At 67.0% G+C, this 13442-nt stretch carries 11 protein-coding genes and 1 other RNA gene; 7 read left to right on the top strand and 5 right to left on the bottom strand.

Going from position 1 to position 13442, the window contains the following annotated elements; all coding sequences use genetic code 11:
• The first annotated feature begins 66 nt into the window (after positions 1–66).
• The 4 genes from I6I07_RS30840 (at position 67) to I6I07_RS30825 (ending at position 3888) form a co-directional block, all read left to right on the top strand.
• On the top strand, positions 67–987 hold the full coding sequence (locus tag I6I07_RS30840) for a ferritin-like domain-containing protein (protein ID WP_232625833.1): 921 nt from the start codon (positions 67–69) through the stop codon (positions 985–987).
• Positions 984–2213, top strand: a complete 1230-nt coding sequence (locus tag I6I07_RS30835; protein ID WP_198484944.1) for a lytic murein transglycosylase — start codon at positions 984–986, stop codon at positions 2211–2213. Before I6I07_RS30840 ends, I6I07_RS30835 begins: the two co-directional genes overlap by 4 nt.
• Before the next feature lie 109 nt (positions 2214–2322).
• Positions 2323–2736, top strand: coding sequence for a YidB family protein (locus I6I07_RS30830; protein WP_035360096.1), 414 nt, complete (start codon positions 2323–2325; stop codon positions 2734–2736).
• 258 nt (positions 2737–2994) lie between these two features.
• Positions 2995–3888: a cation diffusion facilitator family transporter gene (locus I6I07_RS30825; protein WP_198484942.1), complete on the top strand. Its 894-nt coding sequence runs from the start codon at positions 2995–2997 to the stop codon at positions 3886–3888.
• A 181-nt stretch (positions 3889–4069) separates the two neighbouring features.
• Here the strand turns inward: I6I07_RS30825 and ssrA are convergent.
• The 5 genes from ssrA to ompA all read right to left on the bottom strand — a co-directional run bounded on the left by ssrA (position 4070) and on the right by ompA (position 8157).
• Positions 4070–4458, bottom strand: a transfer-messenger RNA (tmRNA) gene (gene ssrA / locus I6I07_RS30820).
• Positions 4459–4547: 89 nt separating this feature from the next.
• Positions 4548–5723: an MFS transporter gene (locus I6I07_RS30815; RefSeq protein WP_198484940.1), complete on the bottom strand. Its 1176-nt coding sequence runs from the start codon at positions 5721–5723 to the stop codon at positions 4548–4550.
• A 298-nt stretch (positions 5724–6021) separates the two neighbouring features.
• Positions 6022–6696: an HAD-IA family hydrolase gene (locus I6I07_RS30810; protein ID WP_198484939.1), complete on the bottom strand. Its 675-nt coding sequence runs from the start codon at positions 6694–6696 to the stop codon at positions 6022–6024.
• Positions 6693–7421, bottom strand: coding sequence for a bifunctional 2-polyprenyl-6-hydroxyphenol methylase/3-demethylubiquinol 3-O-methyltransferase UbiG (gene ubiG, locus I6I07_RS30805; protein ID WP_198484937.1), 729 nt, complete (start codon positions 7419–7421; stop codon positions 6693–6695). The genes I6I07_RS30810 and ubiG overlap by 4 nt, the downstream gene beginning before the upstream one ends.
• Before the next feature lie 142 nt (positions 7422–7563).
• On the bottom strand, positions 7564–8157 hold the full coding sequence (ompA, locus tag I6I07_RS30800; protein ID WP_006393611.1) for an outer membrane protein OmpA: 594 nt from the start codon (positions 8155–8157) through the stop codon (positions 7564–7566).
• A 413-nt stretch (positions 8158–8570) separates the two neighbouring features.
• Here ompA and gyrA point away from each other — a divergent pair, with 413 nt between their 5' ends.
• Genes gyrA through pheA form a run of 3 tightly spaced genes read left to right on the top strand, consistent with a single transcriptional unit; the run spans position 8571 to position 13436 of the window.
• Positions 8571–11228 carry a DNA gyrase subunit A gene (gene gyrA, locus I6I07_RS30795; RefSeq protein WP_198484935.1) on the top strand — a complete coding sequence of 886 codons (2658 nt, stop codon included), beginning with the start codon at positions 8571–8573 and terminating at the stop codon, positions 11226–11228.
• A complete protein-coding gene (gene serC, locus I6I07_RS30790; protein ID WP_061072106.1) occupies positions 11228–12358 on the top strand; it encodes a 3-phosphoserine/phosphohydroxythreonine transaminase in 1131 nt (376 codons plus the stop codon). Before gyrA ends, serC begins: the two co-directional genes overlap by 1 nt.
• The gene (gene pheA, locus I6I07_RS30785) at positions 12351–13436 is read left to right on the top strand and encodes a prephenate dehydratase (protein ID WP_006393614.1); all 1086 of its coding nucleotides are present in this window, start codon (positions 12351–12353) and stop codon (positions 13434–13436) included. The genes serC and pheA overlap by 8 nt, the downstream gene beginning before the upstream one ends.
• The last annotated feature ends 6 nt before the right edge of the window (positions 13437–13442 follow it).

The following is a 13442-nucleotide window of genomic DNA, read 5'->3' as shown; positions in this document are numbered from 1 at the left end:
GCGGGATGACCGCGCATGGTTATTGTCTTGCGGGTGGCGTCGTTTCGCCCCGCACCGGAAATCCTCATGGACAGCAATTCGATCCTTCCCGCGGACGGGAGCGATCCGGACGAATCCGGCACGCCCTGTCTGCGTGCCCAGGCCCTGCAGGCGCTGGCCGCCACCGGCTGGGCCGACAAGCTGGCGCGGGTGCGCGCCATTGGCGACGACGCCCCGCTGGAGGGCGCGCGGCATTACGCGACGCCGGAGGGATTGCCGGGGCGGCCCGCCGCGCCGGTGCTGGTGGCGCCGTCCGAGGTGCCGCAGCGTTCCATGGCGACCCTGGAGGGCCGCGCGGCGCTGCTGCACGCGCTGGCGCACATCGAATTCAACGCGGTGAATCTGGCGCTGGACATCCTGTGGCGCTTCGCCGGCATGCCGGATGCGTTCTACCGCGACTGGCTGCGCGTGGCGCGCGAAGAGGCCGCGCATTTCGATCTGCTCAATCGGCGGCTTGCCGACCTGGGTCATGCGTATGGCGATTTTCCCGGCCACAACGGCCTGTGGGACATGGCCGAACGCACTTGCGACGACCTGCTGGCGCGCCTGGCGCTGGTGCCGCGCACGCTGGAAGCGCGCGGCCTGGATGCGTCACCGCTGATCCGCAACAAGCTGGCCGGCGCCGGCGACGCGCAGAGCGCGGCCATCGTCGACATCATCCTGCGCGACGAGATCGGCCACGTGGCCATCGGCAACTATTGGTACAAGCGGCTGTGCGCCGAGCAGGGCAGGGAGCCGGTCGCCTGCTATGCCGAGCTGGCCAGTCGCTACAACGCGCCGCGGCTGCGCGGCCCCTTCAACCTGGAAGCGCGCCGCGCGGCGGGTTTCGACGAGGCCGAACTGGCCGCCTTGCTCGACAAACGCGCCGTCACGGGCGAAGCCGAAGACAGCCAGCGCCGCCCCGATGGCGGCGCGGCCAACGCATCCGCAGGAGCGCTTTCTCGATGACCTTTCGCCACGCCGTTCCCCTGGCCGCCATGCTGGCGTTGTCCGCGCCCGCCGCGCACGCCGCCGACGCCTTCGCCGCTTGCCTGGCCGGATTGCGCGCCCCCGCCGCCAAGGCGGGCGTGTCGGGCGCCACGTTCGACCGGCATACCGCCAGCCTGTCGCCCGACATGGCGGTGATCGGCCTGCTGGATGCGCAGCCCGAATTCAAGACGCCGATCTGGGACTACATGGCGGCGCTGGTCGACGACGAGCGCGTCGCCGACGGCAAGGCCGGCATCGAGCGCTGGCGCGCCGAACTGGACCGCGCCGCCGCGCGCTACGGTGTGGACCCGGCCACCATCGCGGCCGTGTGGGGCGTGGAGAGCAATTATGGCCGCACGCTGGGCGGGCGGCCGCTGCTGACCTCGCTGTCGACGCTGTCCTGCTTCGGGCGCCGCCAGGCGTATTTCCGCGGCGAGTTCTTCGCCGCGCTCAAGATCGTGCAGGACGAGCGCATCGACCCCGACAAGCTCAAGGGTTCCTGGGCGGGGGCGTTCGGCCAGACCCAGTTCATGCCGTCGACCTATCTGCGGTTGGCGGTCGATTTCGACGGCGACGGCCGCCGCGACCTCATCGACAGCGTGCCCGACGCGCTCGCCTCGACCGCCAACTTCCTCAAGCGCGCCGGCTGGAACAGCGGCCTGGACTGGGGCTACGAGGTGATCCTGCCGGCGGGCGCGAACACCGCCGGCGCGGGACGCAAGAACAAGCGTCCGCTGTCCTTCTGGCGCGGCCAGGGGTTGACCCGCGCCGACGGCAAGCCGTTGCCCGCGGGCGATACGCCTGTCGGCCTGCTGCTGCCGGCCGGTCCCAAGGGGCCGGCGTTCCTGGTGACGCGTAATTTCGATGCGCTGTATTCCTACAACGCCGCCGAAAGCTATGCGCTGGCGATTGCGCACCTGGCCGACCGCCTGCGCGGCGGCGGCCCGCTGGCGCAGGCCTGGCCGACCGACGATCCGGGGCTGTCGCGCGCCGAGCGGCGCGAATTGCAGCGGCTGCTGATTGCCCGCGGCTATGAATTGGGCGAACCCGATGGCACGATCGGCGAGCGCACCCGCGAAGCCCTGCGCGCGGCGCAGCGTGAACTCGGCCTGCCCGCCGATGGCCGCGCCGGCCAGAAGGCGCTGAAAGCCCTCAAGGCCTCCCAGGCTCCCCAGGCCTCGCCAGCCCTGCACGGCGCGGGCTGAGGGCCGGAAAGACAAGCTTTGCAAAGATCGCCGGTTGCCAACCTTTGGATGACCACATCGGCGCCGCCACGGGCCTATACTGGATTTCCGATTTTCCTGGAGTACGGCGATGAGTCTATTGGATACCTTGGCCTCGATGGCCGGCGGCGGCCAGCAAGGAGGCTCCGCCTCGCTGCTGCCCGCCCTGATTGAACAACTGAGCAAATACCCCGGCGGCCTGTCCGGCCTGATCGCCAGCTTCCAGCAGGGCGGCCTGGGCGAGATCGTCGCGTCGTGGATCGGCAAGGGCCAGAACCTGCCGGTTAGCGCCGACCAGCTCGGCCAGGTGCTGGACCCGGGCGTGGTCAACGAGCTGGCCGCCAAGACCGGCCAGGACACCGGTTCGGTGCTGGGCTCGCTGTCTTCGCTGCTGCCGCAGCTGATCGACAAGGCCACCCCCGAAGGCGCGGTGCAACCCGGCCAGTCGCTCAATCCCACTGATCTGCTGGCCTCGCTGTCGGGCCTGTTCGGCAACCGCGGCTGAATCCGGCCAAGGGGTCTCCCCCCTGACGCGCCCGCGGCTTCAATCCCTCGCCCGCCGCCGCCTGCCGGCGGCCGGGCCGCCGCGGGTCTTCTATCGCTTGACCTTGTAGTAACTTCAGGCTTTCTCATACGCCCATGGCACCTGACGCCACGGTGCCGCGCCACATCACCCGGAGCGTCGCGCCATGGATTCGCCGAAGAGACTGCTGGAAAGCCACCCCATCCGCGCCCGCGTCGCGGTCGTTTCGCGGGAGCGGGCATGAGCGGCGGCCATGAACACGCCGACGTGCGGGCGCTGCCCGAATCCCGTCTGTGGATTGCGTTCGGGCTGACCAGTACCTTCATGGTGGTGGAGATCGTCGGGGGCCTGTGGACCGGCAGCCTGGCGTTGATCTCCGACGCCATGCACATGATGACCGACGCGATCGCGCTGCTGTTGGCGCTGATCGCGATCCGCGCGGGCCGCAAGGCCGCCGACCTGATGCGCACTTACGGCTACGCGCGCTTCGAGATCCTGGCGGCCGCGGTCAACGCGCTGGTGCTGCTGGGCGTGGCGTTCTACATCCTGTACGAAGCCTGGCGCCGTCTCGAGGCGCCGCCGGATATCCAGTCCGCCGGCATGCTGGCCGTGGCCATCGTCGGGCTGGGGATCAACCTGGTGTCGATGCGGCTGCTGGCCGGTTCCAAGGACGACAGCCTGAACGTGAAAGGCGCCTATCTCGAAGTCTGGGCCGACATGTTGGGCTCGGTCGCGGTCATCGCGGGGGCCGTGATCATCTGGCTGACGGGCTGGCGCTGGGTCGATTCGGCATTGGCCGTGGCCATCGGTTTCATGGTGTTCCCGCGTACCTGGGTGCTGCTGCGCGAATGCATCAACCTGCTGCTCGAAGGCGTGCCGCCCGGCATGAGCCTGAGCGCGGTGCGCGACGCCATCACCGGCACCGAGGGTGTCGCCAGCGTGCATGACATCCACCTGTGGGCGATCACGCAGAAGCAGCCGCTGCTGACCGGCCACGTGGTGCTGGCCGCGGGCGCCGACGGCGAGACCGTCCGGCGGGAGATCGAACGACGCCTGCAGGAAGGCTTCGACCTGCATCATACGACGCTGCAGGTGGAGCGGTCGGATCGTTCCGAGCAGGAGCATATCCACTGAGCGCGGGTTGGTGATAGCGGCGGGCCGTGGACCACGCGGTGTCGGCTCGCTCAAAGACCTGTGCCCGTCCCGCCCTGTGACGGATGCAAAGCACCCATGACCGTAAAGAGCGGGTAGCGGCCAAGGCAAAAAAAAATGGCCGACCCGTAAAGGTCGGCCATTTGGCGCTACAGCGGAAATTTGGTGGAGCCGGGGGGAATTGAACCCCCGTCCGCAAGCCCTCCGCAACCAGTTCTACATGCGTAGTCGATCTATTTGGTTTTAACCCTGGACTTAGCCAACCGACAGGCCGGACCAGAGCGATTCACGTAATTTAAATCCGAGCCGTGTGACCCCAGCGCGAACCGATTCCTTGTGAATGTCGCTGCTGCGGTTCGAGGGTTGCCCCCCTAGGAAGTTGCCTTCCTCCGCCTGACCCAAGGACAGATCAGTGCAGCGGCTCACCGCTTAAGCGGCGAGAGCGAAACGCTCGTCGTTGGCGTTTGTAGTGTTCCAGTGGTTTAACGAGCGTACTGGTGCTCGGCATGCCCTGAGTTGTTTCGCGACCCACGTCGAATCCGGATCGGCCCCAAGAACTTCCTATTGTACTGGTAAACGCGATAGTCCGCTGCGTTTCCGCGTCCGCCCGCCCGGGCGTGGCGCGGATGCCGCAATGTGGCCTAGGCGTTGGCGCAGGCCGCCTTGCCGGCGGGGCGTGCGCGCGAGGCCGCCATCAGCACGAACGCCAGCGCCACCGAGATCGCCACGATGACCGCCGCCGCCCAGCCCAGCGAGGCCAGGCCGTACTGGTCGATCACATGGCCGCCGACCACGGCGCCCAGGCCGATGCCGATGTTGGCGCCCGAGATGTTGAGCGACGCGGCGAAGGCCGGGGCCTCCGGCGCCGATTTCATCAGGCGCACGTGGCAGACGATGAACAGCGCCGCCTGGGCGACGCCCCAGATCGTCAGCGCCACGGCCAGCAGGCCGTGCGACTGCATCACCGGCGCGACGAACGCCAGGCCGACCGCCATCATCGACGAGAACAGCGCGGTGGCGCCCAGCGGGCTGCGGTCGACCATGCGGCCGCCAAGGGTGTTGCCGATCAGGCCGACGGCGCCGAACGCCATCATGGTCCAGCCAACGATCTGGCCATTGAAACCGGCCAGGCGTTCCAGCATGTCCGCCAGGTAGGTGTAGGCGGTGAACATGCCGGTGAACACCAGCAGCGACAGCAGCACGTGGCCCACCACGATGGGGTTGCGCAGGATGCGCAGCTGCGTCACCAGTTTGACGCTCTCGGCGCGGATGCGGGTGCTGGGGAAGGCCAGCAGCAGCAACAGGGCCTTGGCGAACGCCACCACCGACAGCACGCCGAAGGCCGCGCGCCAGCCGAAGGCGTCCGAGATCAGCACGCCGATGGGGATGCCGAACACCGTGGCGGCGACGATGCCGAACGCCACCATCGAGATGGCGCGGCCGGCGCGGGCCGGGCCCACCAGTTCCACCGCGGTGGCGCTGGCCAGCGACCAGAACACCGGCAATGCCAGCGCCGGCACGAAGCGGGCGACCGCCATGACCCAGATGTTCGGCGCCGCCGCCGCCAGGGCGTTGGACAGGCCGAACAGCACCAGCACGCTGATGAACAGGCGCTTGCGCTCGATGTTGGCCATCAGCGCGGTCAGCAGGGGACCGGTGGCGGCCACGGTGAAGGCGAACAGCGACACCAGCAGGCCGGCCTGGGAAACCGTGACGTCGAGGTCGCGGGCCAGGCTGGGCAACAGGCCGACGATCAGGAATTCGGTGGTCAGGATGGTGAAACCGGCGGCCGAAAGTAGCAGGATGGGCAAAAGCATAGGCAATTCCAGGTGCGCGCGAAGCCGGGAGGCAACGCGCGGTGGGCGGATGAGTGGTCTAAAAGGTCAAGGTTGCGCGCCGGGGAGACGTCGGCGCGCGGGCGCATGAGGGCGGCAAACCGTCGATGCGTAACGAGCGTTGCCGTGCGGGCGTTGCCACACGGCATCCGGCCTGAGCCGGGAAAGGCAATCGGGAGGCGCCCGGATTGCCTTGCATGGAACGTACTTTAATTCACCGGCGTCTAGGGATAAACCCTTTCGCGCCGGATAAATTGTTCGGTCAGGTCAACTAATGCGATCAACGCAGATCGCGCGGCAGCAGGGGCTCGATCGCCGCCCACAGCTCGGCCGGCGTGTTGGCGCAGGTCTCGGCTTCCCAGGTGCTGATGTTGTCTTCTTCGCCGACGTAGCCGTAGGCGGCCGCGACCGCGGGCATGCCGGCCGCGTGCGCGGCCTGGATGTCGCGCAGGTCGTCGCCAACGTATACGCAGCGGTCGGTGGCGAAGCCGGCCTCGCGCGCGGCGTGCTGCAGGGGCAGGGGGTGCGGCTTGGCGTGGGCGGTGGTGTCGCCGCAGACCAGCACCGCGCTGTCGCGGGTCAGGTTCAGGTGCTCGACGATCGGCAGCGTCAGGTAGGTGACCTTGTTGGTCACGATGCCCCACGACAGGCCGCGCTGGCGGATGTCGGCCAGCAGCGCCTCGATGCCCGGGAACAGCTTGCTGTGGACGGTGGAGCTGGCGGCGTAGTCTTCCAGGAACTGCAGGCGGGTCGGCTCGTAGTCGTCGTCGCCCGGCTTCAGGCCGAGCGCCACGCGCAGCAGGCCGCGCGCGCCCTGCGAGGCGACCGGGCGCAGCGTTTCGTAGGGCAGGGGTTCCAGCCCGCGACGGGTGCGCTGCTGGTTGGCGGCGGCGGCCAGGTCGGGGGCGGTGTCGGCCAGCGTGCCGTCGAAATCAAACAGGATCAGGGCGCTCATTTGCGGGTAGCCATCAGGTAGTTGACCGAGGTGTCGGACGTCAGCGAATAGATCTGGGTGATCGGGTTGTATTCCATGCCGCGCATGCCGACCGGTTCCAGCCCGGCGCCGCGGGCGGACGACGCCAGTTCGCTCGGCTTGATGAACATGTCGTAGGTGTGGGTGCCGCGCGGCAACAGGCGCAGCACGTATTCGGCGCCGATGATGGCGAACAGGAACGCCTTGGGATTGCGGTTCAGGGTCGAAAAGAACACCCAGCCGCCCGGCTTGGTCAGCGCCGCGCAGGCGCGCACGATGGAGGCGGGATCCGGCACGTGTTCCAGCATTTCCATGCAGGTCACCACGTCGTACTCGCCGGGTTGCTCGGCCGCCAGTTCTTCCACCGGCACCTTGCGGTATTCGACCTTCACGCCCGATTCCAGCCCGTGCAGCTTGGCGATCTTGAGCGACTTGTCGGCCAGGTCGATGCCGGTGACGTCGGCGCCGGCGCGGGCCATGGCTTCCGACAGGATGCCGCCGCCGCAGCCGACGTCCAGCACCTTCTTGCCGGCCAGGCTGCCCACGCTTTCCTGGATCCATTCCAGGCGCAGGGGGTTGATGGCGTGCAGGGGCTTGAATTCGCTTTCGGGGTCCCACCAGCGGCTGGCCAGCGCGCCGAACTTGTCCAGTTCGGCCTGGTCGGCGTTGACGGTGGCTTGGGCGGAATCTCGGGTTTGGGTGCTCATGGGCGGTCCAGCATAAGACGGCTCTATATATAGAGGGTCGGCGGCGCCCGCGGGCGCCGGAGCGTTTGCACCGGATTGGTGCAAGCCGGGCGAAAAAAAGGGCCTCGCTATGCGAGGCCCTTTATTGTAGCTAGTCCGGCAATTACTTGCGGCTACCCACGATTTCGATTTCAACGCGACGGTTTTGGGCGCGGCCTTCCTTCGTCTTGTTGGAAGCGATCGGGTTCTTCTTACCCTTGCCTTCCGTGTAGATACGGTTCGGATCGATGCCCTTGCTGACCAGGTAGGCCTTGACCGAAGCGGCGCGGCGCTCGGACAGCTTCTGGTTGTAGGCGTCCGTACCGATCGAGTCGGTGTGGCCGACGGCGATGATGGTTTCCAGGTCGATACCGCGAGCTTGCTGGGCGACTTGGTCCAGCAGCTGACGACCTTCGGGCTTCAGGGTCGACTTGTCGAAGTCGAAGAACGTGTCAGCGTTGAACACGACCTTGGCCGCCATCGGGGCCGGCTTCGCCTTCTGTTGAGCGACCGGAACGCCGTCGCAACCGGGGATGCCGGTGGCCGGGGTCCAGAACGCATCGCGCCAGCACAGTTCGTTCGTACCGTTCTTCCAAACGTTACCGAACGGATTGCGCCAGTTGTCCACCGTCTGGGGATAGGTCTGGGCCGAGGCTACACCCGAGGCCGTGACGGCGGCGAAGGCGAGCGCCAGAGCGAATTTGGAGGGTTTGTTCATGTTTCTCCTCGTTGAGCTTGAAGCTGGATAAGTGACTCGCAGCGAACCCCCGCCGCATATCAGGAAAACGGGGCCAGTATAGCAACGCCAAGAGCTGGTTCAAAGGAATAGCTACTGGGTTTCCTGCGTGCTGGAAACAATCTTAAGGCATTTGGGGGGCTTTGGCTTCCCTGGAGAGGCGCATTGGTGCTGGATATGACGTTTTCCGCGCTCCATCCGTTTGCCATGTTGGTTTTTGGCAACAGGCTCCCCGGACGATGGTGGACGCGCCGGTGCCGCTTGCCGCCGACATCCGCTTGAAGGCCCGCGCCAATGGCGGGGCGGGGCCCTTGGGGCCGTGATCCCAATCGAATGATAGAATTTCCTGTTTACCCGGCCCGGGTTCCTCCTTACACGATTCTGTCGTTATATATATGGATTCCTTTGCCAAGGAGACGCTTCCGGTATCGCTGGAAGAAGAGATGCGCCGCAGTTACCTCGATTACGCGATGAGCGTGATCGTCGGGCGGGCGCTACCGGATGTGCGGGACGGGCTCAAGCCCGTCCACCGGCGCGTGCTCTACGCGATGCACGAGCTCAACAACGACTGGAACCGCGCCTATAAGAAGTCCGCGCGTATCGTCGGGGACGTCATCGGTAAGTACCACCCCCACGGCGACCAGTCCGTCTACGACACCATCGTCCGCATGGCGCAGGATTTCTCCATGCGCTACATGCTGGTCGACGGCCAGGGCAACTTCGGCTCGATCGACGGCGACAACGCCGCGGCGATGCGTTACACCGAAATCCGCCTGGCCAAGATCGCCCACGAGCTGCTCGCGGACATCGACCAGGAAACGGTCGACTTCGGCCCCAACTACGACGGCAGCGAGCAAGAACCGCTGCTGCTGCCCTCGCGCCTGCCGAACCTGCTGGTCAACGGCAGCTCGGGCATCGCGGTCGGCATGGCCACCAACATTCCGCCCCACAACCTCCAGGAAGTGGTCGACGGCTGCCTGTACTGCCTGCGCAATCCCGCGTGCACGGTCGATGAACTCATGGAGATCATCCCGGCGCCGGACTTCCCCACGGGCGGCATCATCTACGGCATGTCCGGCGTGCGCGAAGGCTATCGCACCGGTCGCGGCCGCGTCATCATGCGCGCCAAGACCCACTTCGAGGACATGGAAAAGGGCAACCGCCAGGCCATCGTGGTCGACGCGATCCCCTACCAGGTCAACAAGAAGACGCTGCAGGAACGCATCGCCGAGCTGGTCAACGACAAGAAGATCGAAGGCATCTCCGACATCCGCGACGAGTCCGACAAGGACGGCATGCGCCTGGTGATCGAGCTCAAGCGCGGCGAAGTGCCCGAGGTGGTGCTGAACAACCTCTACAAGAACACGCAGCTGCAGGACACCTTCGGGATGAACCTGGTGGCGCTGGTCGACGGCCAGCCCCGCCTGCTCAACCTGAAGCAGATGATCGACTACTTCCTGCAGCATCGCCGCGAAGTGGTGACGCGCCGCACGGTGTTCCAGCTGCGCAAGGCCCGCGAACGCGGCCACGTGCTGGAAGGCCTGGCCGTGGCGCTGGCCAACATCGACGACTTCATCGCCATCATCAAGGCCGCGCCGACGCCTCCCGTCGCGCGCCAGGAACTGATGGCCAAGTCGTGGGATTCCTCGCTGGTGCGCGAGATGCTGTCGCGCGCCGACGGCGACACGCCGGGAGGCCGCGCGGCCTTCCGTCCCGACGACCTGGGCGCCGAATTCGGCCTGCAGGGCGACGGCATGTACCGCCTGAGCGATACCCAGGCCCAGGAAATCCTGAACATGCGCCTGCAGCGCCTGACCGGCCTGGAGCAGGACAAGATCGTCGGCGAATACAAGGACGTCATGTCCGCCATCGCCGACCTGCTGGACATCCTGGCCCGTCCCGAGCGCATCACGACCATCATCGGCGAAGAGCTGCAGGCCATCAAGGCCGAGTTCTCGACCGGCGCCAAGGACACGCGCCGCTCGGACATCGAGCTGAACGCGACCGAACTCGACACCGAAGACCTGATCACGCCCACCGACATGGTCGTGACCCTGTCGCACGGCGGCTACATCAAGAGCCAGCCGCTGTCCGAGTACCGTTCGCAGAAGCGCGGCGGCCGCGGCAAGCAGGCCACGGCGATGAAGGAAAACGACTGGATCGATCAGCTGTTCATCGCCAACACGCATGACTTCCTGCTGTGCTTCTCGAACCGCGGCCGGGTCTACTGGCTCAAGGTCTGGGAAGTGCCGCAAGGCACGCGCAACTCGCGCGGCAAGCCCATCGTCAACATGTTCCCGCTGGCCGAAGGCGAGAAGATCACGGTGGTGCTGCCGGTCAAGGAATTCAGCGAAGACCACTACGTCTTCATGGCGACCTCGCGCGGCACGGTCAAGAAGACCCCGCTGTCCGACTTCTCCAACCCGCGCAAGGCCGGCATCATCGCGGTCGACCTGGACGATGGCGACTACCTGATCGGCGCCGACCTCACCGACGGCAAGCACGACGTCATGCTGTTCTCGGACGCCGGCAAGGCCGTGCGCTTCGACGAGAACGACGTGCGTCCGATGGGCCGCAATGCCCGCGGCGTGCGCGGCATGATGCTCGAGGACACCCAGAACGTGATCGCGCTGCTGGTGGCCGGGGATGAAACGCAGAGCGTGCTGACGGCCACCGAAAATGGCTACGGCAAGCGCACCCCGATCACCGAGTACACGCGCCATGGCCGCGGCACCAAGGGCATGATCGCCATCCAGACCAGCTCGCGCAACGGCAAGGTGGTCGGCGCCGTGCTGGTGATGCCTTCGGATGAAATCATGCTGATCACCACCGGCGGCGTGCTGGTGCGCACCCGGGTCGCGGAAATCCGCGAAATGGGCCGCGCCACGCAAGGCGTCACCCTCATCAACGTCGATGACGGCAGCTCGCTGTCCGGCGTGCGCCGCGTGGTCGAAAGCGATGCCGACGATGACAGCGAAGACCTGGACGACGGCCAGGAAGAGGGCAACGGCGACGCCGGTGCAACGGATTCGACGGAACCTACGGAGCAATAATGGCCCGCCCCTGGAACTTCTCGGCTGGCCCCTCGGCCCTGCCCGAGGTGGTGCTGCAGCAAGCCGCTGCGGAAATGCTGGACTGGCACGGCAGTGGCATGTCCGTGATGGAAATGAGCCATCGCGGCAAGCACTTCGTGCAGATCTGCGACGAAGCGGAAAGCGACCTGCGCGATCTGCTCGGCCTGTCTCCTGACTACGCGGTGATGTTCATGCAAGGCGGAGGTTCCGGGGAGAACGCCATCGTTCCCATGAATCTCATGGGGCGTCGCGGCACGCCGGCGGCCGATTTCGTCGTGACCGGCCACTGGTCTTCGCGTTCCTACAAGGAAGCCGGCCGCTACGGTGACGCGCAGGTCGCGGCCACCAGCGGCCAGGCGACGCAGCTGGACGGCCGCGAACAGGCGCCGTTCACCTGGGTGCCGCCGGTCGACACCTGGAAGGTGCGCAAGGAATCGGCCTACCTGCACCTGTGCAGCAACGAGACCATCGGCGGCGTCGAGTTCATGGACTGGCCCGACACGGCCGCGCTCGGCGCGCCCGACGTGCCGCTGGTGATCGACGCCTCGTCGCATTTCCTGTCGCGTCCGATGGACGTGAGCCGCTGCGGCATGATGTACGCCGGGGCCCAGAAGAACGCCGGCCCGGCCGGCGTGACCATGGCCATCACCCGCCGCGACCTGATCGGCCACGCGCTGCCGATCTGCCCGTCGGCGTTCGACTACGCCAACGTGGCCGCCGAGCATTCGCGCTACAACACGCCGCCGACCTTCGCGATCTACATCGCCGGCCTGGTGTTCAAGTGGGTCAAGGCCAATGGCGGCGTGGCTGGCATGGAAGCGGCCAACAAGGCCAAGGCCGACCTGCTGTACGGCTACCTCGACAGCACCAGTTTCTACCGCAATCCGATCCACGCGCCCGTGCGTTCGCGCATGAACGTGCCGTTCGTGCTGCGCGACGAGTCGCTCAACGACGCCTTCCTGCAAGGCGCCGATGCCGCCGGCCTGACGCAGCTCAAGGGCCACAAGAGCGTGGGCGGCATGCGCGCCTCGATCTACAACGCGGTGCCGCTGGCCGGCGTGGCCGCGCTGGTCGAGTACCTGAAGGAATTCGAGCGCCGCTATGGATGACGATCTGCAGCGCAAGCTGCGCCCCTTGCGCGACCGCATCGACGCGCTCGATGCCCAAATCCTCGATCTGCTGTCGCAGCGCGCCCGCGCCGCGCAGGAAGTGGGCGAGGCCAAGCACGCGGCCCACGCCGACGGCCCGGTGCTACGCCCCGAGCGCGAAGCCGAGGTCATCCGCCGCCTGCAGCAGCTCAATCCCGGTCCGTTTCCGGCGGCCGGCGTGGCCTCGGTCTGGACCGAGATCATCTCGGCCTGCCGTGGCCTGGAGCGCGGCATGACCGTCGCCTACCTGGGCCCGCAGGGCTCCTTTTCCGAGCAGGCCGCGCTGGAGCATTTCGGCCACGCGGTGCAGAAGCTGCCGTGCGTGTCGTTCGACGAAGTCTTCCGCGCCGTCGAGGCGGGGCAGGCCGACGTCGGCATGGTGCCGGTCGAGAACTCCACCGAAGGCGCGGTCAACCGCAGCCTGGACCTGCTGCTGAACACGCCGCTGCGCATCCTGGGCGAGCGTTCGCTGGTGATCCGCCATTGTCTGATGTCGCAGTCCGGCAAGATGGACGGCATCAAGACCATTTCCGCGCATCCGCAGGCGCTGGCCCAGTGCCAGGGCTGGCTGACGCGCAACTACCCCGACCTGGAGCGCGTGGCCGCGGCCAGCAACTCCGAGGCCGCGCGCCTGGCCGCGTCCGATCCGGCCATCGCCGCGATCGCCGGCGAAGTGGCCGCGCCGGCCTGGAACCTGCAGGTCGTCAGCGCCGGCATCCAGGACGATCCGCACAACCGCACGCGTTTCCTGGCCATCGGCAACATCGAGCCGCTGGTCAGCGGCAAGGACAAGACCAGCCTGATCCTGGCGGTGCCGAACCGCGCCGGCGCGGTCTATGAAATGCTGGCGCCGCTGGCGGCCAATGGCGTGTCGATGACGCGCTTCGAGTCGCGGCCGGCCCGCACCGGCGAGTGGGAATACTATTTCTACGTCGATGTCCTCGGGCATCGCAACGATCCGAATGTCGCGCTCGCCCTGGATACCCTGCGGGCGCAGGTTGCCTACCTGAAAGTGCTGGGTTCCTACCCGGCGCCGTGAGTCCTC

The sequence above is a fragment of the Achromobacter deleyi genome, assembly GCF_016127315.1.
Taxonomy (GTDB): Bacteria; Pseudomonadota; Gammaproteobacteria; order Burkholderiales; family Burkholderiaceae_B; genus Achromobacter; species Achromobacter insuavis_A.
The sequence above is the reverse complement of the archived record's forward strand: the minus strand, read 5'-3'. Positions and strand labels throughout refer to the sequence as shown.

Bases quoted from the DNA above. Each gene is read 5' to 3' on its own strand.
- I6I07_RS30835 (WP_198484944.1), top strand. From the start codon at position 984: ATGACCTTTCGCCACGCCGTTCCCCTGGCCGCCATGCTGGCGTTGTCC.
- I6I07_RS30810 (WP_198484939.1), bottom strand. From the start codon at position 6,696: ATGAGCGCCCTGATCCTGTTTGATTTCGACGGCACGCTGGCCGACACC.
- serC (WP_061072106.1), top strand. From the start codon at position 11,228: ATGGCCCGCCCCTGGAACTTCTCGGCTGGCCCCTCGGCCCTGCCCGAG.
- ubiG (WP_198484937.1), bottom strand. From the start codon at position 7,421: ATGAGCACCCAAACCCGAGATTCCGCCCAAGCCACCGTCAACGCCGAC.
- I6I07_RS30815 (WP_198484940.1), bottom strand. From the start codon at position 5,723: ATGCTTTTGCCCATCCTGCTACTTTCGGCCGCCGGTTTCACCATCCTG.
- pheA (WP_006393614.1), top strand. From the start codon at position 12,351: ATGGATGACGATCTGCAGCGCAAGCTGCGCCCCTTGCGCGACCGCATC.
- I6I07_RS30840 (WP_232625833.1), top strand. From the start codon at position 67: ATGGACAGCAATTCGATCCTTCCCGCGGACGGGAGCGATCCGGACGAA.
- ompA (WP_006393611.1), bottom strand. From the start codon at position 8,157: ATGAACAAACCCTCCAAATTCGCTCTGGCGCTCGCCTTCGCCGCCGTC.
- I6I07_RS30825 (WP_198484942.1), top strand. From the start codon at position 2,995: ATGAGCGGCGGCCATGAACACGCCGACGTGCGGGCGCTGCCCGAATCC.
- gyrA (WP_198484935.1), top strand. From the start codon at position 8,571: ATGGATTCCTTTGCCAAGGAGACGCTTCCGGTATCGCTGGAAGAAGAG.
- I6I07_RS30830 (WP_035360096.1), top strand. From the start codon at position 2,323: ATGAGTCTATTGGATACCTTGGCCTCGATGGCCGGCGGCGGCCAGCAA.